This is a genomic window from Streptomyces sp. NPDC096040 (assembly GCF_040303265.1).
Taxonomy (GTDB): Bacteria; Actinomycetota; Actinomycetes; order Streptomycetales; family Streptomycetaceae; genus Streptomyces.
The window spans coordinates 101593-123132 of record NZ_JBEOTA010000026.1; the positions used below are offsets into that span (position 1 = coordinate 101593).

The 21540-nt window shown below is 70.1% G+C and carries 21 protein-coding genes, 2 tRNA genes and 4 pseudogenes; 16 read left to right on the plus strand and 11 right to left on the minus strand.

Features of this window, described 5'->3' with window-relative positions:
- Window positions 1-101: 101 nt before the first annotated feature.
- Together ABTY98_RS31165 and ABTY98_RS31170 are read right to left on the minus strand one after the other, a co-directional pair.
- Window positions 102-1465 (minus strand): annotated as a pseudogene (locus ABTY98_RS31165) (tyrosine-type recombinase/integrase).
- A gap of 69 nt (window positions 1466-1534) precedes the next feature.
- Window positions 1535-1723, minus strand: coding sequence for a helix-turn-helix transcriptional regulator (locus ABTY98_RS31170; RefSeq protein WP_352224396.1), 189 nt, complete (start codon window positions 1721-1723; stop codon window positions 1535-1537).
- Window positions 1724-1761: 38 nt separating this feature from the next.
- On the opposite strand from ABTY98_RS31170, the pseudogene ABTY98_RS31175 reads away from it, so the two are divergent.
- Window positions 1762-2361 (plus strand): annotated as a pseudogene (locus ABTY98_RS31175) (class I SAM-dependent methyltransferase); the annotation flags it as partial.
- 346 nt (window positions 2362-2707) lie between these two features.
- Here the strand turns inward: ABTY98_RS31175 and ABTY98_RS31180 are convergent.
- Window positions 2708-3637, minus strand: a complete 930-nt coding sequence (locus ABTY98_RS31180; RefSeq protein WP_352224397.1) for a LysR substrate-binding domain-containing protein — start codon at window positions 3635-3637, stop codon at window positions 2708-2710.
- A gap of 119 nt (window positions 3638-3756) precedes the next feature.
- On the opposite strand from ABTY98_RS31180, the gene ABTY98_RS31185 reads away from it, so the two are divergent.
- Together ABTY98_RS31185 and ABTY98_RS31190 are read left to right on the plus strand one after the other, a co-directional pair.
- Entirely contained in the window at window positions 3757-4614 is an 858-nt protein-coding gene (locus ABTY98_RS31185) for an enoyl-CoA hydratase/isomerase family protein (protein ID WP_352224398.1), read from the plus strand.
- 345 nt (window positions 4615-4959) lie between these two features.
- Window positions 4960-5481 carry a PaaI family thioesterase gene (locus ABTY98_RS31190; RefSeq protein WP_352224431.1) on the plus strand — a complete coding sequence of 174 codons (522 nt, stop codon included), beginning with the start codon at window positions 4960-4962 and terminating at the stop codon, window positions 5479-5481.
- A 122-nt stretch (window positions 5482-5603) separates the two neighbouring features.
- Here the strand turns inward: ABTY98_RS31190 and ABTY98_RS31195 are convergent.
- The 3 genes and pseudogenes from ABTY98_RS31195 to ABTY98_RS31205 form a co-directional block, all read right to left on the minus strand.
- A pseudogene (locus ABTY98_RS31195) lies at window positions 5604-5891 on the minus strand (site-specific integrase); the annotation flags it as partial.
- 114 nt (window positions 5892-6005) lie between these two features.
- The gene (locus tag ABTY98_RS31200; RefSeq protein ID WP_352224399.1) at window positions 6006-7184 is read right to left on the minus strand and encodes a CapA family protein; all 1179 of its coding nucleotides are present in this window, start codon (window positions 7182-7184) and stop codon (window positions 6006-6008) included.
- A gap of 134 nt (window positions 7185-7318) precedes the next feature.
- Window positions 7319-7636 (minus strand): annotated as a pseudogene (locus ABTY98_RS31205) (helix-turn-helix domain-containing protein); the annotation flags it as partial.
- Window positions 7637-8112: 476 nt separating this feature from the next.
- Here ABTY98_RS31205 and ABTY98_RS31210 point away from each other — a divergent pair.
- Complete coding sequence (locus tag ABTY98_RS31210; protein ID WP_352224400.1) at window positions 8113-8460, plus strand: nuclear transport factor 2 family protein; 348 nt, start codon at window positions 8113-8115, stop codon at window positions 8458-8460.
- A 173-nt stretch (window positions 8461-8633) separates the two neighbouring features.
- Window positions 8634-9395: a maleylpyruvate isomerase family mycothiol-dependent enzyme gene (locus ABTY98_RS31215; protein ID WP_352224401.1), complete on the plus strand. Its 762-nt coding sequence runs from the start codon at window positions 8634-8636 to the stop codon at window positions 9393-9395.
- A gap of 4 nt (window positions 9396-9399) precedes the next feature.
- On the opposite strand, the gene ABTY98_RS31220 is transcribed toward ABTY98_RS31215, so the two are convergent.
- Window positions 9400-9570 (minus strand): hypothetical protein, encoded by a 171-nt coding sequence (locus tag ABTY98_RS31220; RefSeq protein WP_352224402.1) that lies wholly within the window; start codon window positions 9568-9570, stop codon window positions 9400-9402.
- Between the two features lie 432 nt (window positions 9571-10002).
- Between ABTY98_RS31220 and ABTY98_RS31225 the strand changes: the two genes are divergently transcribed.
- Window positions 10003-10215, plus strand: a complete 213-nt coding sequence (locus ABTY98_RS31225; protein WP_352224403.1) for a hypothetical protein — start codon at window positions 10003-10005, stop codon at window positions 10213-10215.
- Window positions 10216-10263: 48 nt separating this feature from the next.
- Here the strand turns inward: ABTY98_RS31225 and ABTY98_RS31230 are convergent, their stop codons facing one another.
- Together ABTY98_RS31230 and ABTY98_RS31235 are read right to left on the minus strand one after the other, a co-directional pair.
- The gene (locus tag ABTY98_RS31230; protein ID WP_352224404.1) at window positions 10264-10920 is read right to left on the minus strand and encodes an SDR family oxidoreductase; all 657 of its coding nucleotides are present in this window, start codon (window positions 10918-10920) and stop codon (window positions 10264-10266) included.
- A 388-nt stretch (window positions 10921-11308) separates the two neighbouring features.
- Entirely contained in the window at window positions 11309-12577 is a 1269-nt protein-coding gene (locus ABTY98_RS31235) for an amidohydrolase family protein (RefSeq protein WP_352224405.1), read from the minus strand.
- Between the two features lie 265 nt (window positions 12578-12842).
- Here ABTY98_RS31235 and ABTY98_RS31240 point away from each other — a divergent pair.
- The 8 genes from ABTY98_RS31240 (at window position 12843) to ABTY98_RS31275 (ending at window position 18187) form a co-directional block, all read left to right on the plus strand.
- Window positions 12843-12915 (plus strand) — tRNA-Thr (locus tag ABTY98_RS31240).
- Between the two features lie 44 nt (window positions 12916-12959).
- Window positions 12960-13032 (plus strand) — tRNA-Met (locus tag ABTY98_RS31245).
- A gap of 90 nt (window positions 13033-13122) precedes the next feature.
- Entirely contained in the window at window positions 13123-13287 is a 165-nt protein-coding gene (rpmG, locus tag ABTY98_RS31250; RefSeq protein WP_003948671.1) for a 50S ribosomal protein L33, read from the plus strand.
- A gap of 116 nt (window positions 13288-13403) precedes the next feature.
- On the plus strand, window positions 13404-13868 hold the full coding sequence (locus ABTY98_RS31255) for an FAS1-like dehydratase domain-containing protein (RefSeq protein WP_352224406.1): 465 nt from the start codon (window positions 13404-13406) through the stop codon (window positions 13866-13868).
- 8 nt (window positions 13869-13876) lie between these two features.
- On the plus strand, window positions 13877-14305 hold the full coding sequence (locus tag ABTY98_RS31260) for a MaoC family dehydratase (RefSeq protein WP_352224407.1): 429 nt from the start codon (window positions 13877-13879) through the stop codon (window positions 14303-14305).
- 571 nt (window positions 14306-14876) lie between these two features.
- On the plus strand, window positions 14877-15446 hold the full coding sequence (locus tag ABTY98_RS31265) for a TetR/AcrR family transcriptional regulator (protein ID WP_352224408.1): 570 nt from the start codon (window positions 14877-14879) through the stop codon (window positions 15444-15446).
- Window positions 15447-15568: 122 nt separating this feature from the next.
- Window positions 15569-17029 carry an MFS transporter gene (locus tag ABTY98_RS31270; RefSeq protein WP_352224409.1) on the plus strand — a complete coding sequence of 487 codons (1461 nt, stop codon included), beginning with the start codon at window positions 15569-15571 and terminating at the stop codon, window positions 17027-17029.
- Between the two features lie 102 nt (window positions 17030-17131).
- Entirely contained in the window at window positions 17132-18187 is a 1056-nt protein-coding gene (locus tag ABTY98_RS31275; protein WP_352224410.1) for a UDP-N-acetylmuramate dehydrogenase, read from the plus strand.
- 85 nt (window positions 18188-18272) lie between these two features.
- On the opposite strand, the gene ABTY98_RS31280 is transcribed toward ABTY98_RS31275, so the two are convergent.
- Window positions 18273-18902, minus strand: coding sequence for an NAD(P)-dependent oxidoreductase (locus ABTY98_RS31280; protein ID WP_352224411.1), 630 nt, complete (start codon window positions 18900-18902; stop codon window positions 18273-18275).
- Between the two features lie 160 nt (window positions 18903-19062).
- On the opposite strand from ABTY98_RS31280, the gene ABTY98_RS31285 reads away from it, so the two are divergent.
- The gene (locus ABTY98_RS31285) at window positions 19063-19686 is read left to right on the plus strand and encodes a TetR/AcrR family transcriptional regulator (RefSeq protein WP_352224412.1); all 624 of its coding nucleotides are present in this window, start codon (window positions 19063-19065) and stop codon (window positions 19684-19686) included.
- Window positions 19687-19704: 18 nt separating this feature from the next.
- Window positions 19705-20373: a hypothetical protein gene (locus tag ABTY98_RS31290; RefSeq protein ID WP_352224413.1), complete on the plus strand. Its 669-nt coding sequence runs from the start codon at window positions 19705-19707 to the stop codon at window positions 20371-20373.
- Window positions 20374-20385: 12 nt separating this feature from the next.
- Here ABTY98_RS31290 and ABTY98_RS31295 read toward each other — a convergent pair whose 3' ends face one another.
- Window positions 20386-21426 (minus strand): adenosine deaminase, encoded by a 1041-nt coding sequence (locus tag ABTY98_RS31295; protein ID WP_352224414.1) that lies wholly within the window; start codon window positions 21424-21426, stop codon window positions 20386-20388.
- Between the last annotated feature and the right edge of the window lie 114 nt (window positions 21427-21540).

A 21540-nucleotide genomic window follows, 5' to 3' on the forward strand; every position in this document is an offset into this window, starting at 1 on the left:
GCGAGAACTGAGGGTTATGGGAGCTTTTTCCCAGTGTGTCTCACTCTGATTCGGGTGTTGACCAGTCCGTGTGGGGCAGGTGTGGGGCAGCTTTGACCTTCCTAGCTGCCGTTCTTCAGCGCCCGCTCGATCCGGGCGTTCGCCGTGGCGACGCCGCCGTCCAGACACTTCGCGTACACCCGGAACAGCACCGCCACACTGTGGCCAGCGCGCGCGGCCACCTCCTGTGGTTCCACGCCGGAGCTGAGCCATGTGGATACGGCGGCGTGGCGAAGATCATATGGACGCTTTGCCAACAGCGACGCGCACTGAGCGGGCGTGAGAGCACGCGCCCGGGCTTCCGCCCACACCTCACCGTATCCGGTGTCCTGGATGAGCCCGCCATGTTGCGTCCGGAACAGCCGCCCGTCGGGAGCGACGCCGTACGCCATGACGTGCCACCGCAACAGGTTCACAAGATCGGGCGGAATCGGCACGGTGCGGACCGCTTTCCGGGGTCGATAGAGCCCGCGTCGCTCGTGCGCTTCGCCGCTGTCCGTCCAGGCCGACCCCGAGCGGGGCGGGTCTCCCGCAGCCGCAGAGTGCCCCATCCCCGGCGCGGCAGGTCGCAGTCCTGGAGACGGAGACCGATGACTTCCGCCGGTCGTGCCGCCGCGTAGTACATGCAGCCGAAGAACGCGACCAAGTGCCGCCCGCGGGAGCTCTGCGTACGCACGGCATTGAGCAGGGCGAGAGCCTGCCGGGGCTCTGGGACCGAAGCGGGGTCCAGTTCCTCAGCTCCTTGCTCCGGAGCCTTCCACTGCACCTGTGGCAGGGGATTGTCCGTCAGGCGTCCGGCGTCAACGGCGTAGCCGAGTGAGTTGTGGAAAATGGCCCGCTTCCGGCGGATGGTCGACGCCGTCGCCGTGGTTCCGTCTAGTTTTCTGGTCAGGGCGTCCAAGGCGGCGCGTACCTGCATACGGTCGGCCAGTGCGGACGTGGGCAGAGACTTCCGCTCGAACCACGCCAGCACGGTAGCCACTTCGTTGGGCGGGTCTTGGTCGCGGCGGCTCATGTTGAATGCCCAGCTGTAGAGAGCCGTTCGAACCGTCGTGGCGTCGGCCATGCCCTTGGTGTCCTTGACGAGAGCCGGCGTCACGGTGGCCATGGCTTCCGCGAGCGTCCGGCGAGTCGAGCCGGGGGAGTGCTGCCACTTCATCTCGATGTACTCGCGGGGGTGCTGATACCAACTCACATCGTTGCGCTGTCGTAGCTCAGAGAGTGGCACCCCGGTGGACTCGTCGAACGGCTCGCCGGCGTGGGCCGCCCGCAGCAGCTCAGCGCGTCGGCCCTCGGCCAGCGTCTTGGTACGGAACGTCTGAGAGTGCGGGGTCTCACCCGTCTTCCAGCGCAGTTCCGCGGAGGTCTGTCCACGGTCCTTCCGCTGCCGGACGGACCAGATACGAACGTTGTACGTCTTCCCCATCGGGGGCCTTCCTGCAAACGGGGCCCGGTATGAGCCGGGCCCCGTGGGTGAGTTGGTCAGTCGGTGCGGTCAGTAGGCGGGGGAGTCCAAGTTGTTGAGCCAGTCGTCCAGGTCGCTGCGACGGATCCGCAGGTGACCGTTGGGCAACTTCACAAGCCGCGGCGCCTGCCCGCGAGCGCGCAGGCGGTAGAAGGCGGCGCGGCTCATGGCGATCTCGGTGAGGACTTCGGGGAGCTTGAGCATCTGTGGGCGGGCCATCGTTGCTACTCCTCGCGTGGCTTGGCCTTGGGGCGGGTGTGCGTCCGAGGTCGGGATTTCTGCGTCACCGCGTCACCTGCGTCATTCGGAGGGACGGCTACGACGTGACACTCGTGGACCCGGTCCCCCGGCACGTCGAGAGCGCGTCGGCCGTGTGCTCAGCGGTCGTGGGAGACGCCCGCGGTCTGAGTGAGCCGGACGACAGTTTCGACGTCGTGCAGCTCCTCGGGCCGCTGTATCACCTGCCGGACCCCGAGGACCGGCGTACCGCGCTGGCGGAAGCCCACCGCGTGGTGAAGCCGGGCGGGCTGGTCGCAGCAGCGGCCATCAACCGGTACGTCTCGCTCTTTGAACACGTGACGTACGCCCACCTCCACACGGAGCGAATCCGTGACTCCGTCTCCAAGATTCTTGAGACAGCCGTCTACGACGGTGTCCGAGGGTTCACCCTGTCCTACTTCCACAGGGCTGAGGAGTTGGTCTCGGAGCTGGGGGCGTCCGGACTGACTGACGTGCAGGTCTTCGGGATCGAGGGGCCCGCGTGGTCGCTCGTGAAGACAGCCGAGCAGCAGCCGGGTGAGGGGCCCACGGATGAGCTGATTGCGTCGGCCATGGAGGCGGCCCGCATGGCCGACCCGTAGCCGGAATTGCTCGCTGCCAGTTCGCATCTACTGGCCGTGGGAAGGGCTCCCGCTGACATCAAGGCCTGACATCAACGGTGGCGAACACTGACGGACAGGCGCAGCCATTCCGTCGGGCGCCCCTGTCGTTGTGCGGGGAAAGGGCGCGCGCGCGGTGCAACTATCTCTCCGTCATCAAGGCCCGCGCACGGCGCGGGCGCGCGCCGCCTCTGCCGCGCGGCCTGACGGCTGTCTGCCACCCACCGCCCCACCGGTCTGACCATGGACGACGACGCGAGCAGACCGCCGGACTCCTCTGAGTATCACCTGCGCGGGGGCACTGCCTTCGCCGAGCAGCTGGACGTTACGGTCGCGGCGGGTCACGCCGCTGTGCGCGGATCACTTCCAGCAGGCGGAGGACTGCCGCGTCGGTATCGGGACGGTATACGGCGAACACCGTGGTCTCCAGATACGGAGATGACCCTCGCACCGGAACAAAGGCGATCCCGGGGACGCTGAAGTCCCGCAGGCCTTCAGCCAGCAGACTCACGCACAGGCCGGAGGCGACGTAGCTGAGCAGGCCACTGAGGTCGTCGGCAACGGAACGTCTGCGGGGAGTGAACCCTGCTTGACGGCAGGCGAGGTGGACCTGTTCGGCCAGGGCGGGAAGGGCCGTCACGTTCGGAAGAACGAAGTCGTCGTCGCGCAGATCCTCCAGCCCGATTTGGTCGGCCTCGGCCAGCGGGTGATCCTGCGGCAGAGCCGCGGTGAGGCGCTCGACGGCGAAGACCTCGCTGGCCAGATCGCCCGACAGGGGAGAGGTGTCGCGCAGGTACCCCAGGTCCAGCGTGCCGGAGCGCACCTTCTCGGCGATGGCGGCCGATGAGTCCTGGTGCAGGTGCACCCGCAGCCCGGGTAGTTCCTCAGCCGCCGCCCGCAGCAGTCTGGGCACGTAGAGGTGGCTGAGGATGGTCACGTACCCCACATGGATGTCCCCTTCCAGGCCGCTCGCAACACGGCGGACCCGCTCGACGGCCGCCTCCTGCGCATCGAGGAGCCGCCGCGCGTCCAGGACGAAGGCCGCACCGGCCGGAGTCAGACGGACACCTCCCGGACCCCGCTCGAACAGCCGCACACCCAGACCGCGCTCCAGACGCTGTATCGACTGGCTCAGCGGCGGCTGGCTCATGCCAAGTCGTTCCGCTGCGCGCCCGAAATGCTTCTCGTCGGCCACGACCAGAAACTGTTCCAACAGGCGTTCGGTCAGGGAGATATCATTAAGCATATCAGCCATTACCTCATCATATATTGGACAGGATGACGGAGGTTGGTGTCGACTGGTCCGGAAATCGCACCTCACCGAGTGCAAAGCCGGTGACCTGCGCGAACTCCTATTAAGGCAGGAGGATCAATATGCGCGACGTGCGCGAAATGTCGACCCCCGTTCTCGTTATCGAGGAGACGCCGGCCTACTGGCGGGTCCTGTTCGACAACCCGCCCCTCAACGTGGTCGACCAGGCCGTGTTCGAGGGCCTGCAGGACGTGCTCGCCCGGATGGACGCCAGCGCGGACCTGCGCGTCGTCGTCTTCGAAAGCGCGAACCCCGACTTCTACCTTGCCCACACCGACATGTCCGGGAAGTCAAGGAACTACACCAACAGCGGTGGTCCTTCCGGCATGAACATCCTTATGGACACCTTCGTCCGCCTCACCCAGTCCCCCGTGGTGAGCATCGCGAAGATCCGCGGCCGCGTCCGCGGCCTGGGCAGCGAATTCGCCCTCGCCTGCGACATGCGCTTCGCCTCCCGCGAGAAGGCCATCCTTGGCCAGCCCGAGGTCGGCGCGGGAGCCATCCCCGGGGCCGGCGGCACGGAGCGTCTTCCCCTGCTCGTCGGCCGAGGCCGCGCGCTGGAGATCATCCTCGGCGCGGACGACTTCGACGCCGACACCGCCGAACGCTACGGCTGGGTCAACCGGTCCGTCCCGGACAGCGAACTGGACGGCTTCGTCGACACCCTCGCTCGACGCCTTGCCTCCTTCGACCGGCGCCCGATCGAGGTGGCAAAGAACCTCGTCAACCAGGTCTCCCTGCCCTCCATCGACAGGCTCCTCGACGGCCGCAACGCCTTCGCGCCTGCTCTTGCCTGGCCCGAAACCCAACAGCGAGTCGCCGCCCTGTTCAAGCGCGGGATGCAGCAGGAAGGCGACCTGGAGAACCGATTCGGCGCACACCTCGCCCATCTGCTCGACGACCACCCCAAGGCCGTGTAGTCAGCCGGCTGCTGTCCCCCCGGCCCGCAGCCCGCCCGGGCCGATCCAGCCGGACTGCTGTGGCATCGCTCAGCAACAACTGACGCCGCTCACGGCCGCAGTGAGTGGTGTGCATCGCGAAGTGGCAGGTCACGGGCCTGGTGTGATTGCGTGCCCGGGTGCTCGTGCTGGTCGCGCGCGGCAGGCTGCCGTGTGTAGATCGTCGGGCAGGGAGGTCTTCGCGGGTTCTGGTCCGTTCCAGCCCGCGAGGCTCCTACGCTCCCGGGCATGGTGGACCCCGAGGTACTGGAACGGATCGCCGCGCGCCGCGCGGAACTGGACGGGCTGGATGAGAGGTACGAGGACATGGGACGGACACGGACGTACGAGTGGGAGGACCCCGCGGTCACGGCGTCGGGCGTTGGCCTTGCCTCAGGCCTGGACTCGCTGCGGGAGATACAGGCGGGTCGCATCCCGAGGGCTCCCATCGGGGCCACCTTGGGCATCTCGCTGGACGAGGTGGACGAGGGCCGGGTGGTCTTCTCCCTGATACCGGGCGAGGAGCACTACAACCCGATCGGCAGCGTTCACGGCGGCGTCTACGCCACGCTGCTCGACTCGGCGGCGGGCTGCGCCGTCCATTCGACGCTTCCGCTCGGCATGGGCTACACCTCGATCGACCTGGCGGTGAAGTTTCTCAAGCCGATCAAGGTGGACACGGGCCGCGTGCGGGCCATCGGCACCGTGGTCAGCCGGGGCCGTCAGACTGCCCTGGCCGAGGCCAGGCTGGTCGACGCGCGGGACCGACTGCTGGCCCACGCCACCAGCAGCTGCATGCTGTTTCCACTGCCCGCAGCCAGCGTCGGAGAGGCGAGCCGCGGCAAGTGACGGCTCGTGCAGCGGCTTCGCCGGCGAGCCGCCGCAGTGATGCGAGGAGTTGCCCTCCGAGATCCTTCCGTTCGTAGTCCCCCGCCCTCCGGGCAGCTAACGGTGCCATTTGAGTACGAGCCGCCGGAGCTGAGCCACGTGGATACGGCGGCGTGGCGAAGATCATATGGACGCTTTGCCAGCAGCGACGCGCACTGAGCGGGCGTGAGAGCACGTGCACGGGCTTCCGCCCACACCTCACCGTAGCCGGTGTCCTGGATGAGCCCGCCCCGTTGCGTCTGGAACAGCCGCCCGTCGGGGGCCACGCCGTACGCCATGACGTGCCACCGCAGCAGGTTCACAAGATCGGGTGGAATCGGCACGGTGCGGACCGCTTTCCGCGGCCGATGCTTGAGCCCGCGGCGGTCGTGTCGCGCGGGGGAAGGTGGTGATCAGCTCTTGGCGGTGGAAAATGCGGATCATGTCTTCGCCCAAGTGGGCGGTGACGACCTGGTGGGCATAGCCGCGGCCGAGCCGGCGCACGGCTACGGGCGCTGGATCGTCCCGTCCGCCGAGATGCGGGCGGCGTGCGAGCCGAAGTCCTCCTCCGACACGCTGGAGACGAGGTCGATCGCCTCGCCGCCCGGCTCGGGCGTGCCGGGCTCCACGATCTGGGTCGGGCGCAGGCGCCCGGACACGTAGGTGCCGTCGGAGCGGAGGGTTAGTTGCAGCACGCCGCTGGTGGAGAGCGTGCCGCCAAGGCCTAGCACCTTGTAGCCGGAGAAGTTCCCAAGGCTGTAGGCGATCAGTCGGCCCTTGTAGAACTCCATTCCCCGTATCACGTGCGGGCCGCTGCCCACGACGAGGTCGGCGCCAGCGTCGATCACCGCACGGCTGAAGCGGTAGCTGTCGCCGCGGTTCTCGCCGAGGAAGTACTCGGTGCCGGGCTCTACGTGGGTGCGGTCCGAGCCCTCCGCGCCGGCGTGCATCATGACGATCACGATGTCCGCCATCGTTGCGGCGCGGGCGGTGAGTCGCTTGGCGGCGGGGATGTTCGTGAGGTCGTTCGCCCCTCGGTCGGGAGCGAACCCGATCAGTGCGACCCGGATGCCATGCAGCCGCTGGATGGTGATCTGGCCCAGGCGGCCGGTGAACGGCAGGTTCACGGAGCGCAGGGCGGCGAACGTCTCGCGCCGCCCCTCCGCCCCGAAGTCGTCGACATGATTGTTCGCCATGTTCAGGACCGTGAACCCGGCCTTCTTGAACCAGCGGCCGTAGGACGGCGGGGCGTGGAACGCGAAGCAGTTGGGGCTGTCGTTGTCGTCGCACTTGCTGGAACCGCCGGTGGTGAGTGTGCCCTCCAGGTTCCCGAGCACCACATCGCCGGCGAGCAGGTCGTCGACAGGGTCGAAGAACGAGGCGCCGCCATCCGGCGGCAGGTCGTCCGGCAGCGAGCCCATCACGATGTCGCCCACAGCGGCGATCCGCACGTTGCCGGCAGAGCGCGGCGGCGCCGGCGCACCGGACGTCGTGGTCCCGGTCGTCCGCAGGGGGGCTTGAGCGGAGCCGATGGAGGCGGCGTCCTCGGAGCTGGAGTGGAATACGAACGCCGCAACAACCACCACGCCGGTCCCGACCAGACCGAGGGCGAACAGGCGGTGACGGCGCACCGACTCCTGCTGCTCGCGCCGCTGCTGGGGGCGCTGTTGAACGGACCTGATCATTGGCTCATGCTACGAAGCGGACACCCTTCCTTCACGGAGGGTCATCGGCTGGCGTGTTCCCGACGGCGTTCCCGTTCGCGCTCGACGCCGTCCGTGCCGCACCGGCCGCGAGCCGGGCGGGCCTGCTTAGTGTCCAGCAAGGCGTAGACCGTCGCCTGGGAGGGCAGCGGCGTGAGCCCCTGCGTTCCATTCGTGCACCAGCCTGCGCGGACCCCAGCCGGGATGCCAGCGCCGCAGCTCACACCACCGTCTCCACCTCCCCGGCGATTCGGTGCGGACACGAGCCTGGACGATGCGACCGGTCCGCCAGCCCCGGCAGCCCGACTGCTCGTACTTGCGCACCCTGGCATGCACCGACTGCCTCGACACCCATACCGGGCCGCGACTTGAGTGACCGGAATCCCCGCGGCAACCTCCATGATCGCGTGATACCGCTGCTCGACCACACTCAACTCCACCAGCACGGCCAGCCTCCCTGCACACGCCGATCAGACGCCCACAGCCAAGCCGAGGCAAGCGGTGTCAAGCGTCAGGCGAAGCCACAACGTCAAGCATCAACCGAGACAAGACAGGCGCGCAGGGAGCGCGCGGTGCAACTATCTCTCCTTCATCAAGGACATGCCTCCGGCAGGGGCGCTCAGGCTCCAGGATGGCGGGGGCACCGTTCGCGAGTGCCAGCCGTGAGTGGCGTGCGTGGGGAGCTCCCATCCCGTCTGCCGTCGACCCAGGCAGAGCCGAGCAGACCCGGCCCCTGGTGTCCAGGTCGTTCGTACAGTGGCGAGCTTCACCTGGACGCCAGGAACCACGCCCGCTCCACGGTGTGTGGGTCGACGGCAGACGGGATGGGAGCTGGGGACGGTAATGGGAAACTGCGCACGATCACCGACGGCGCGATGGCGTCGATCGGCCCCGAGAAAGAGGAACAGCGATGAGTGACTCACAGCAACTCTGGGAGAACCTCGCGGCGTGCTGGTCGGCCGACCCCGGCGACCGGCTCGCCGCACTCGGCGCGGTCGCGGTCGACGACGTCGCCTACCGGGACCCGGGCACGGAGGTCCGCGGGCTGACCGAACTGGCCGCCTACATGATCGGATTCGTCCCAGCCTTCCCCGGCCACCGGTTGCGCATCGATGAGGTACACGACCACCACGACCGGTCGCTCGCACAGTGGACCCAGCTCGGCGAGCACGGCGAACCCGCCATGGCGGGCGTGAGCACCGCGCTCCACCGCGACGGCCGACTCGCCGACATCACCCAGTTCTTCCTCCCCGCGTGAGCGGATCCCGCAGCCTCGCCGAGCACGCCGCCGACCAGCTGGCGCCGCTCGGCGAGGTCACCATCCACCGCTACTTCGGCGGCTGGGCACTACGCAGCCGCGCTCTAACTCCCGCAGCTGACGGCCTGGAAAATAGGGTATGGTCGGCTGAGCTGGGCTGATAGGTAAGCGATGTGACAGAGAGTCTTGAGTATTCCGCCCTGCTGCAACTGATCGACGAGCGGTCGGCCGCGTTCCGGAGTGCGGTTGCCGCCGCGCCCAGCCTTGACGCGCCGGTGCCGTCCTGCCCCGAGTGGACGTTGTTCGATCTGGTGCAGCACCTGGGTACGGGCCAGCGCTGGTGGGCCGCGATCGTCGCCGCGGGCCCGGCCGAGGCTCCGCCGGCCAAGGATGCCGCGGAGGTGCCGCGCGAGCTCGAGGCGCTGCTGGCCTGGTACGCCGAGTCGAACGAGCTGCTGCTGAGTGCGCTGCGCGAGGCTGGCCCGGAGCGCGAGTGCTGGGCGTGGTGGGCCGCCGGCGTGTCGCCGGCGAGTGCCCGGGGCGTTGCCCGGCGCCGGGTGCACGAGGTGCTGGTGCACACCTACGACGCCCAGCTCGCCGCAGGCGCCGTGCAGCCGATGCCGACGGACGTCGCGATCGACGGCGTGGCCGAGTTTCTCGACACCTGCAACTCCACCCCGGCGGCCTGGCCGCACGAGGCCGCCACCATCCACTACCACGCCACCGAGGGCCGCTCCTGGCTCCTCGCGCTGGACGGCACCGGCGCCTGGCCCGCACCCCTCACGGACGACGCCGCGCCCGCCTCCGCTTCGGCCACGGGCACGGCCGAGCAGCTGCTCCTCTTCGTCTGGGGCCGCCTCACGCTGAGCGACCTGAAGATCGAGGGCGACCAGCAGGTGTTCGAGCAGCTGATCGCCTGGGAGCCCGAGGAGTAGCCAGTCAATACCGCCAGCGGACGGCCTTGATGACGTCCGCGTCGGTGAACATCGCGAACAGCTCCGCCTCCGCGCGGCGGACGGCCAGTACGGCCTCGTACAGCTCGGGCCCGAGCGCCTCCCGCAGCACTGCCGACTCAGCCAGGAAGAGCAATCCGACCCCGGGGCGCCGCATACCCGGGACCGTGGGACCTGAGTGGGGCAGACAGGTCGACGCGCGAGGCTTTCCGCTGTTCAGGGCTGTTCGGTCGCGCGGTCTGTAAATCTGCCGGCTCAGCCTTCCCAGGTTCGAATCCTGGCGCCGCCACTTTGGGGAAGACCCTTCCGGACTGTGGAAACACAGATCGGAGGGGGGTCTCTTCGTTGTGCCATGGGTGCGTCGAGCGGAGACGTGACGTGAGGTGTTCCACACCGGCGTCGGCGTGTCCGCTTCTGAGGGCTTGTCACCTGGGCGGACGGAAATCCGCCGTCCGGTCGACCGTGGTTCGAGCCAGTGACCCGAAGTGATCCAACCGGTGATCCACCGACACCGGCGACGCCCGGACCAGCCGCCCTGGGCTCCCGCGGCCCCCGGTAGGTGCGCCATGCCCCGGGGCACACTGAACACATGTCCTCCCGACGTAGAAACTGTCCGGTGTGCCGCCGTGAAATCGCCGTCGTCGCGGGACGCTTCGCGCGGCACGACCCGCCCGGGGCGCGGGAGACCGGCGACCTGGTCTCCTGCTCCGGCTCGCGGCGGCAGGCCCAACTCGGGGCTGTCCAGCCGTCGTTGGACGGTTACGCTGTGCCGGACTTTCCCGGACAACTGCCGCTGTTCTGAGAACTGCGCCCGGCCGCCGTCACAAGTCCCAACGGCCGGACGGCGAGTTCAGTTCCCCGCCACCGACTTCACGGCCACGGTGAGCGGCGTCGAACCGCTGATCAGCTCCAGGGTCAGACCGGCCGTCGCCGGCGTGTCCACCAACTCCGCGAGTACCGCGGCCACGTCGTCGCGAGGGACCTTGCCCCGGCCCGTGTGCGCCTCCAGACGCACCAGGCCCGTGCCCGGCTCGTCCGTCAGTGAGCCAGGTCGCAGGATCGTCCAGTCCAGGGCGCTCTGCCGGGTGACGTACGCGTCGGCCTCTCCCTTGGCCCGCAGATACACGTCGAAGACCTCGTCGCCCTGGTGCGCCGGATCCGCGCCCATCGCGGAGACGATCAAGAAACGGCGCACACCCGCGCGCACGGCCGCGTCCGCGAACAGCACCGCCGCGCCCTTGTCCACCGTCTCCTTGCGGGCCGTGCCGCTGCCCGGGCCCGCGCCCGCCGCGAACACCGCCGCGTCCGCTCCCCGCAGGTGCGCCGCGACCTCCTCGACCGACGCCGACTCCAGGTCGAGCACCACCGGTTCGGCGCCGGCCGCCCGCAGATCGTCGCTCTGCTCGGCTCTCCGGATGATTCCCGCGACCTCGTCCCCACGCGCGGAGAGCAGCCGCTCCAACCGCAGCGCGATCTGACCATGACCACCAGCGATGACAATGCGCATGTTTCCGACCGTACGCCCGAAGCCCCGCGTCCGCCGCACGACTTCATGCGCCCCACGCGTTCGCGTTGGTCCCGTGAAGCGCCCCGCCGGGTTCGCGCCTTCCCTGCGGGCGCGCTTCTCCGTGCCGCGCGCTCCGGCGCACTCACCCGCACACCGGCGCCCACGCTCCCGACGCGTGCCCCGTCGCCCACGCGAGCCCCAGCGCCCGCAAGCCTGCCCGCACCCTCTGCCGCGCGCCCAGCCGCCGGCCGGGCCCATCCACCGGCCGCGCGCGACCCCGCGCCACGCGACCCCGCGCCCTGCCACCATCGCAAGCCCGGCCCGCCGCCCCAGCGCCGCTTGCGCTTCCCTTCCACCCGCCAGGCACCTCCGCCCGACGCGCCCCTTGTCAGGACACCTCCCCCCGCCCCTGCCGAGGCAGCCCGAGCTCCGCTGTCGCCGCCGAGTTGCAGTACTCGCGGACCGCGCTGGTGCGTGCCACCACGCGCCCCCGGTGCACCACGATCCGGCTGTAGGCGAGGGAGAGGGCGCCGGCGAGGTGGTCGCCGCGTACGGCGAGGAGTTCGGCGGGGAAGCCGGCCTCGACGCGGACCTCCGGAAGACCGAGGGCGGCCCGGGAGGAGGCGCTCACGGTGTCGTAGGCGTCCTCGGGGCGCAAGCCGTGGCGGGAGGCCAGGAGATAGGCCGCTTCCAGGGGGTCGCCGCGGCCGACGGGGTTCGACAGGTCGCGCAGGGCGCCGCTGCCCGCGGCGACCCGCACCCCGGCCGCGCGCAGCAGCCGTACCGGAGCCGTACCGCGGCGGTCGACGGAGCCGCAGCTGCCCTGGGGCAGGCACACCACCGTGACGCCGGCCGCGGCGAGCTGGTCCGCGACCCGGGCGGCCGCCTCGGCGGGCAGGCGCGCGAGCCCGGCGCATGGTCCGAGCGTCACGCCGGGGCGCATGCCGCCCGCCATCGCCGCGAGCCTCGCCAGCCGGGCCGGGTCGACGGCGTCCGTGTGCAGATCGACCGGGCAGCCGTGCTCGGAAGCGACCTCGAGCACAGCCTCCGCGTAGCCCGTGGGATCGGGGTCCAGGTCGGGACAGCCGCCCAGCACGGACGCGCCCATCTTCGCGGCGTCCCGCAGTATCGCCAGCCCCTCGGTGCCGGCCACGCCGGTCAGCACGCGCGGCATCGCGACCGCCGTCAGCTCCGCGAACCCGCGCAGCGAGCGGCGCGCCTGGAGAACGGCGGAGAGGGCGGCCAGACCCTGGACGTCACCCACGCGCACGTGCGCGCGTACCGCCGTCGCGCCGTGGCCGAGCTGCAGGAGGGCCGCCTCCGTGGCGCGGCGCTGGACGTCCTCGGGGTCGTACGAGACGGGGCCACCGCGATCGGCGGAGAGCGCGGTGTCGCCGTGGGCGTGCGGTTCGGCCGGGGCCGGGAGGAGGAGATAGCCGCTCAGATCCACTCGCGCGCCACTCGCGCGGGCCGGACCCGGCGCCAGACTGCCGGCCGTACCGACCGCCTCGATGCGTCCGCCGCCCAGCCGTACGTCCACGGTCCGGCCGTCGGTGAGCCGTGCCCCGCACAGCAGGAGTCCGGCAGGCTCGGACTGTCCCGAGGAACCGGGGGAGTTGGACGACGACGAGGGCGGCTGCGGGTGGCTGTCGGGCATCGCGCTCCAGGAAGGTCGGTCCAGGCGGGGGACTCAAGATCACGCAGAGTGAGTCGAGCCTAGGATGGCGAGCCGCGCGGAGCGGGGAGGAGCGCAATAGTCGTACCGGCGTCGTCGGACCGGTCGGGAAGGGCTCGTACGCGCGCGTGGGAAGCGCCGGAAGGGGCCCGGGAGGCTGCCGTGAGCCGGGCGGAAGGGGGCCGCTGGAGCGGCGGGAAACGGATTTGGGTGAACGGCGGCCGAGCGTGTAATGTCTTCATCGCTCGCCCCAATAGCTCAGTCGGCAGAGCGTCTCCATGGTAAGGAGAAGGTCTACGGTTCGATTCCGTATTGGGGCTCTGGTGTGAGAGGTCCCGCCGCGAGGCGGGGCCGATCTCATCAAAGCGGTGTAGCTCAGTCGGTAGAGCAAGCGGCTCATAATCGCTGTGTCACCGGTTCAAGTCCGGTCACCGCTACTGACAGTAGCCGATTGCGGGGTCGGTCCTTCGATCGGCTACTCTTGCTTGCGTTGAAACAGTCCATCCGTTCGTCTTAGGAGCACTCACGTGGCTGCCACCGACGTCCGCCCGAAGATCACGCTGGCCTGCGTGGAGTGCAAGGAGCGGAACTACATCACCAAGAAGAACCGGCGTAACAACCCGGACCGTCTTGAGATGAAGAAGCACTGCCCGCGTTGCAACGCGCATACTGCGCACCGCGAAACGCGATAACAACAGGCTCGTTCGTGAGGCCGTCCCCGACTCGGGGGCGGCCTCACGGCGTTTCGGCAGATGGCTTCCCGCTAGTTTGTGGGGCATCACAGCAGACATCAGGAGGTGCCGGGCCAATGGCGCTCGACCAGTCCTTCGTGGGACGGACCTACCCACCCACCGAGCCCTACGAGGTGGGCCGGGAGAAGATCCGTGAGTTCGCCGAGGCGGTCGGCGACACCAACCCCGTGTACTCGGACCCGGAGGCCGCCAAGGCGCTCGGCTACTCCGATGTGATCGCCCCGCCGACCTTTGTCTTCTCGATCACTTTCCGGGCGGCCGGGCAGGTCGTCGAGGACCCGCAGCTGGGCCTGGACTACAGCCGGGTGGTGCACGGCGACCAGAAGTTCGCCTACCGGCGTCCGGTGCGTGCCGGCGACCGGCTGACCGTCGTCTCGACGATCGAGGCCATCAAGTCCCTCGCGGGCAACGACGTCATCGACATCAGCGGCGACGTCCGCGACGAGGCGGGCGAGCTTGTGGTGTCCGCCCTGACCAAGCTGGTGGCCCGCGCGGCGGACGCCGAAGACGGGGAGGCGTGAGTAATCCGATGACGTCGAAGATCGCGTACAAGGACGTCGAGGTCGGCACCGAACTGCCCGCCCAGACCTTCCCCGTGACCCGCGCCACGCTGGTGCGGTACGCGGGCGCCTCCGGGGACTTCAACCCCATCCACTGGAACGAGAAGTTCGCCAAGGAGGTGGGCCTGCCGGACGTCATCGCGCACGGCATGTTCACCATGGCCGAGGCGATCCGCGTGGTCACCGACTGGACCGGCGACCCGGGTGCGGTCGCCGAGTACGGCGTCCGCTTCACCCGGCCCGTCGTCGTCCCGAACGACGACCAGGGCGCCCTGATCGAGGTCAGCGGCAAGGTCGCGGCCAAGCTCGACGACAACACGGTGCGTGTCGATCTCACGGCGACGAGCGCCGGGCAGAAGGTGCTGGGCATGTCGCGGGCGGTCGTACGGCTGAGCTGAGCCGTTCCGGGCCGGGCCGAAGCCGTTCCGGGCCGGGCCGAAGCTGAGCCGGGCCGAGCTGCGGCGGCGAACCTGGTCGGCGCCCAGGGGACCCGCGCGTGCCTTGAAGTAAGGGGCGCTCTCCATCGCAGGGCGCCCCTTACGTGTCATGGCCCCCTACCTGTGAAACGGCCACAGCCGAGAGGCCGTTCCCGGCGGTTCCGGCGCGTTCCGGCGCGATCCGGCGCGGTCTGTGAAGGTTCGTCGAGGTCCGTTGTGGGCCGCACCAGCCATCGCGGTCAGGAGCGGTCTGTCGCGGTCAGTCCCTGTCTGTCGCCGTCAGTCCGTGGTCCGTGGTCCGTGGCGCCGTCAGTCCGTGGTCCGTCGGGGTCTGCCCGTGATCGGTTCCGGCAGTCCGCCGCGGCAGGCCATTCCCGGGGGCTGTTCCAAGGCCGTTCCAAGGCCCGGGTAAGACCTGGTGGCAAGCCTGAGCGCGGCGGGACACAGGCAAAGACAACGGGCGCCCCGGCCCGGAAACCGCTCCCCAGGCCGCCCCTTGACGTGGTTAGTGATTGAGTACTAACTTCGTCGCATGGTCAGGATGAGTGCTGAGGAGCGGCGCGAAAGTGTGATTCGCGCGGCGATCGCCGAGTTCTCGGAGAGGGGCTACTACGGCACCTCCACCGAGGCGATCGCCAAGCGGGTCGGGGTTTCGCAGCCGTATCTCTTCCGGCTCTTCCCGGGCAAGAAGGCGATGTTCGCCGCCGCCTCGCAGCGCTGCATCGACGAGATGCGCGAGGTCTTCGAGAAGGCGGCCGAGGGGCTGGAAGGGGCGGAAGCGCTGCGCGCCATGGGCACGGCGTATGTGCAGTTGATCCAGGAGCAGCCGGAGCGGCTCCAGATGCAGATGCAGACGTACATCACCGTCGCCGCCGCTGACGCGGAAGGGGAGCGGGAATTCGGTGAACTCGTGCGGGCCGGCTGGTTGCGGCTCTGGGACACCGTCCATCTGCTCTCCGGCGCCGACGTCGAGGTCACCACGGCCTTCCTGGCCAAGGGGATGCTCATCAACACCTACGCGGCCATGGGGTTCCCGCCCGAGCATCGGGTCTGGCAGGGCGTGTACGCAGCTGCCACGGGCCCGGAGCGTCTGGAGAAGTAGCGCACAGCGTCACAGGGGGATAGGCGGTCCGTCGGCTTCGCCCCGGCCCTCCCATGGGCGCGAAAGTTAGTGACTAATAACTAATCAACTCTTGAAGCACGCAAGCACGCTCTGGGGGAGCGATGTCACAGCAGACCGCAGAACAGACCGCACAACAGACCCCACGTCTTGGGGGCGCCGTATGGGCGCTCGTCATCACCAGCGTCGCCGGATTCATGGCGGCCCTCGACAACCTCGTCGTCACCACCGCGCTGCCCTCCATCCGCAAAGACCTCGGCGGTGCCCTGGACGACCTCGAATGGACCGTGAGCGCGTACACGCTCACCTTCGCCGTCCTGCTGATGTTCGGCGCGGCCCTCGGCGACCGCTTCGGCCGCCGCAGGCTGTTCCTCGCCGGAATCACCGTCTTCACCGCCGCCTCGGCGGCCGCGGCCATGGCGCCCGGCATCGACTCCCTGATCGCCGCCCGTGCGGTGCAGGGTGTCGGCGCGGCCGTGATGATGCCGCTGACGCTCACCCTGCTGACGGCGGCCGTGCCGGAGGCCAGGCGTGGGATGGCGTACGGCATCTGGGGCGCCGTCAACGGGCTCGCGGTCGCCTCCGGGCCGCTCATCGGCGGCAGCCTCACCGAACACGTGTCCTGGCATTGGATCTTCTGGCTGAACGTCCCGCTCGGCCTCGCCCTGCTGCCGCTCGCCCGTCTCCGTCTCGCCGAGTCCCACGGCACCGGCGCACCGCTCGACATCCCCGGCACCCTGCTCGCCAGCGGTGGTCTCTTCGGGATCGTCTACGGCCTGGTGCGCGGCCCCGCCGACGGCTGGTCCAGCTCCCTCGTGCTCACCGGGCTGTTCGCGGGCGGCGCCCTGCTCGTCGGGTTCGTCATCCACGGCAGCCGCGCCAGGAACCCCATGCTGCCGATGCGGCTCTTCCGCTCCCGCGCCTTCTCCGGGATCAACGCGGCCAGCCTGCTGATGTTCCTCGGGATGTTCGGCTCGATCTTCCTGCTCAGCCAGTACATGCAGGGCGTCCTCGGCTACTCGCCCACCGAGGCGGGCCTCAGGATGCTGCCCTGGACCGGCATGCCGATGCTCGTCGCACCGATCGCCGGGATCCTCTCCGACCGGATAGGCGGCCGCCCGGTCGCCGCCGCCGGACTCTTCCTCCAGGCCACCGGGCTCGGCTACATGGCCTCCGTGGTCACCGCCCACGCCTCCTACGGTGTCCAGCTGCCCGGTCTGATCATCAGCGGCATCGGCATGGCGCTGTACTTCGCCCCGGCCGCCAACCTCGTGATGTCCGCCGTACGGCCGCAGGAACAGGGCATCGCCTCGGGTGCCAACAACGCGCTGCGTGAGGTCGGCGGCGCGCTCGGCATCGCCGTCATGTCGTCCATCTTCGCCGCCCAGGGTGGCTACGAGAGCGCCCAGAGCTTCGTCGACGGGCTACGGCCCGCCCTGGTCACCGGCTCGGCCGTGGTCGCCCTCGCCGGGATCGCCGCCCTGTTCATCCCCGGCCGGCAGCGCGCCGCACGGAGGGTGACCGAGGGAGAGCCGGCCCCGGCTCTGGAGACCGTCGGCAACTGACGGCACGCGCGCGTGGGGCCCCGTTTCAGGTGGACGGGGCCCCACGCGCGCGTACGGCTCGTGACAGGTGGACTGTCGGCGGCGTCTCGTAGTCTTGGGCGCGTGCAGGAACTCCACGACGCGCCCCTCGCCCCCCTCACCACCTTCCGGCTCGGCGGCCCCGCCACCCGGCTGCTCACCGCGACCACCGACGCCGAGGTGATCGCCGCCGTCCGTGAGGCCGACGACACCGGGACCCCGCTGCTGGTCATCGGCGGCGGCTCGAACCTGATCATCGGCGACAAGGGCTTCGACGGCACCGCCCTCCGCATCGCCACCACCGGCTTCGAAGCGCGCGGTACGACGCTGGAGCTGGCGGCCGGTGAAGTGTGGACCGACGCGGTCGCCCGCACCGTCGAGGCAGGCCTCGCGGGCATCGAGTGCCTCGCCGGGATCCCGGGGTCCGCGGGCGCCACGCCCATCCAGAACGTGGGGGCGTACGGCCAGGAGGTCTCCTCGACCATCACCGAGGTCATCGCCTACGACCGGCGGGCCGGCGAGACGGTGACGCTGACCAACGAGGAGTGCGCGTTCTCCTACCGGCACAGCCGGTTCAAGGCCGACCCCGAGCGGTATGTCGTCCTGCGCGTGCGCTTCGAGCTGGAGGACGCGGACGGGCTGTCGTCGCCGGTGCGGTACGCCGAGGCCGCGCGGGCGCTCGGAGTGGAACCGGGGCACCGGGCGCCGCTCGCCGACGCACGCGAGGCCGTGCTCAAACTGCGCGCCGGGAAGGGGATGGTCCTCGACCCCGAGGACCACGACACCTGGTCGGCGGGATCCTTCTTCACCAACCCGATCCTCACCGACGAGCAGTTCGCAGACTTCCACGCGCGCGTGCGTGAGCGGCTCGGGGACGCGGCCGAGCCGCCCGCCTACCCGGCGGGGGAGGGGCGTACCAAGACCTCGGCGGCCTGGCTGATCGACAAGGCCGGGTTCGGCAAGGGGTACGGCAGCGGGCCCGCCCGGATCTCCACCAAGCACACGCTGGCGCTGACCAACCGGGGCGGGGCCACGACCGAGGATCTGCTGGAGCTGGCGCGTGAGGTCGTCGCCGGTGTTCGCGAGGCGTTCGGTGTGACTCTCGTCAATGAGCCGGTGACCGTGGGCGTGAGCTTGTAGCGGTCGTACTGAGCGGCCCGGCGGTCGTATCGAGAGGTGCGGCGGCCGTATATGGCACAGCCTGCCTCCGGCCCTTGCCGCCGCTTCAGTAGGCCACTCCTACCCCCTGCTTCACCGTTCCCGCGTCCTCGATCATCGACAGCATCGCGTGGGCCACGTCCGCCCGTGCGATGAAGCGTCCCTTTGTGGGAAAGCCACCGATCACCGTGCGGTAGGTGCCGGTGAGGGGCTTGTCCTGAAGGCGGGGCGGGCGGACCGACGTCCAGTCGGTGCCGCTGCGCGACAGCTCGGCCTCCATCTCGCGCAGGTCGTCGTAGACCGGCTTGAGGACCCTGCCGATCAGGTCGCGCGCCGTGCGGTCCAGGAGGCCGTCGTCCGGTTCCGGGCCCACCGGGGCCGCGCTGACCACCACGACGCGCCGTACCCCCTCGGCCTGCATCGCGGCCAGGACCGTACGGGTCAGGCGGGCGGCGACCCCGGCGTCTCCCCGGCCGCGCGGGCCCAGACCGGAGAGGACCGCGTCCCGGCCGGCGACCGCGGGACGGACCGCCTCGGGGTCGGTGAGGTCCGCGCGGACCACCTCAAGGCCGGGGCCGGTCACGTTCAGCCTGGCGGGGTCGCGGACGACCGCGGTGACCCGGTGACCGGACGCCAGCGCCTGGCTGACGATCTCCCGGCCGATCCCGCCGGTCGCGCCGAAGACGGTGAGGTTCATAACTGCTCCCGTGTGGTCGTGCATGCTGATGTGTCAGAGGTGGGTGAGTATTCACTCACCTCCGCTTGTATCTAGAGTGGGTAAGCACTCACCTACCCGTCAAGGCTCTTCGGGACATCCGTTCGCACCCGCAGGAAAGGGCATGTGATCCTTGGGCGTCATGCAGCAGAAACCGGCCCGCGTCCGCATCCTCGACGCCGCTCACGAGCTGATGCGCACCGCCGGGCTCGCCCGCGCCACCACCAAGGAGATCGCCAGGGCGGCCGGCTGCTCCGAGGCGGCGCTCTACAAGTACTTCCCCAGCAAGGAAGAGCTGTTCGTGCACGTCCTGTCGGAGCGGCTGCCCCGGCTGATCCCGCTGCTCGGCGAGATCGCCCACGAACCCGGCAGGCGCTCCCTGGAGGACAACCTCACCCGGATCGCACTCCAGGCCGCCCTCTTCTATGAGGAGAGCTTCCCGATCGCCGCCTCCCTCTACGCCGAGAAGCAGCTCAAACGCCGGCTGGACGACCAGTTGCGGACGATCGGTGCCGGCCCGCATGTGCCGATCCATTCCCTCGACGCCTACCTGCGCGCCGAACAGGCCGCCGGCCGGATCCGTCCCGACGCCGACACCTTCGCCGCCGCCTCCCTGCTGCTCGGCGCCTGTGTCCAGCGCGTCTTCGCCTTCGAGGCGACCCCGACCGGACAGCGGCCGCCCGTGGACGCGTTCGCCGCCCGGCTCGTCCGCACCCTGCTCGACGGAATCTCCGTTGCCGAGGAACCCGGCCGCCCGCGACCCTGATGCCATGAGGCACTCCGTATGCGGCTGAGACTCCGCGAGTTCCGGCCCCGCACCGGTCCGCACGAGTACCGGGTCGTCCAGCCCCGGCAGCCCCTGCGCCACACCTCCCTGCGCCGGCCCGCGCCCGTCGGAACGCTCATGGGCGACCACGACGGGCTCAACCGGCTCGCCGGGCTGTTCTCGTTCGCCGCCCACTCACCGCACACGATCGTCCATGTGCCGCTGCGAGACGGGGTGCCGCCCGACGAGGGGCAGGGGCCGCTCGTCGATCTCGTCCTGGCCCACGGCTCGCTCGGCATGCGCGCATCGCAGTGGCCCGAGCTGCGCCGGCGCCTTCGGCAGGGCGGCGTCCCGCTCACCGTCCGCACCGACGAGGCGCGCACCGCGCGGGACGCCGCCACCTGGCGCGCGCGGCAGCGGTACCCCGACCGCCGGGACGAGCTACGGCACACCGTCCACGCGAACACCTTCTTCCTTTTCGGCGGCCGCGACGTCTTCGCCGAGGCCGCCATGTCCCTGGCCTACACGGCCGGCTGGGGGCCGCGGCAGAAGGGTGTGGCCGACGGGCAGGCGGCGCTGGTGTCCGGGCTGTGGGGGCTGCGGCAGCCACCCGGCGGCGGGCACCCCGTCGAGGTACTGGTCTCCTTCAAGGCGTACCCGCCGTACAGCCACTTCCGAAGACCTTGACGAAGACCCCGATCACGACACCGGCGTGGTGAGCCAGTCGTCGACGCCCGCCAGCAACTGCGCCTTCACGTCCTCCGGCGCCGCCGAACCCCGTACCGACTGCCGGGCCAGCTCCGCCAGCTCGGCGTCCGAGAAACCGTGGTGCACGCGCGCGATGTCGTACTGGGCGGCCAGGCGGGAGCCGAACAGGAGCGGGTCGTCGGCGCCCAGCGCCATCGGGACGCCCGCCTCGAAGAGAGTGCGCAGCGGGACGTCCTCGGGCTTCTCGTAGACGCCCAGGGCCACATTGGACGCCGGGCACACCTCGCAGGTGATGCCCCGGTCCGCCAGGCGCTTGAGCAGCCTCGGGTCCTCCGCCGCCCGCACGCCGTGCCCGATCCGGGAGGCGTGCAGGTCGTCCAGGCAGTCCCGCACCGAGGCGGGTCCCGTCAGCTCGCCGCCGTGCGGGGCCGCCAGCAGGCCGCCCTCGCGGGCGATGTGGAACGCCCGGTCGAAGTCCCGCGCCATGCCGCGCCGCTCGTCGTTCGAGAGCCCGAAGCCGACCACGCCCCGGTCCGCGTACCGCACCGCCAGCCGCGCGAGCGTGCGCGCGTCCAGAGGGTGCTTCATACGGTTCGCGGCCACCAGGACGCGCATACCGAGGCCCGTCTCCCGGGACGTCGTCTCCACCGCGTCCAGGATGATCTCAAGGGCCGGGATCAGCCCGCCGAGCCTGGGCGCGTACGACGTCGGGTCCACCTGGATCTCCAGCCAGCCCGAGCCGTCCCTGACGTCCTCCTCGGCGGCCTCCCGCACCAGTCGCCGGATGTCCTCGGGCTCTCTCAGACAGGAGCGCGCAGCGTCGTACAGGCGTTGGAAGCGGAACCAGCCGCGTTCGTCGGTGGCCCGTAGTTTCGGTGGTTCGCCGCTGGTCAGGGCATCGGTCAGCGCCTCGGGGAGGCGTACACCGTGTTTGTCGGCCAGTTCCAGGACGGTTCCCGGCCGCATCGAACCGGTGAAGTGCAGATGCAGATGAGCCTTCGGCAGCTCAGAGACATCACGTACGTGCTCCATTCCAGGATCCTGCCGCACGCAGCCGCCGTACCGGTAGCCGATTCCCCGTTAGTGGCCTTGCTCGCACATGTGAACGTGCCGACGGAAACGGGCCGCCTCCCCGGAGGGAGGCGG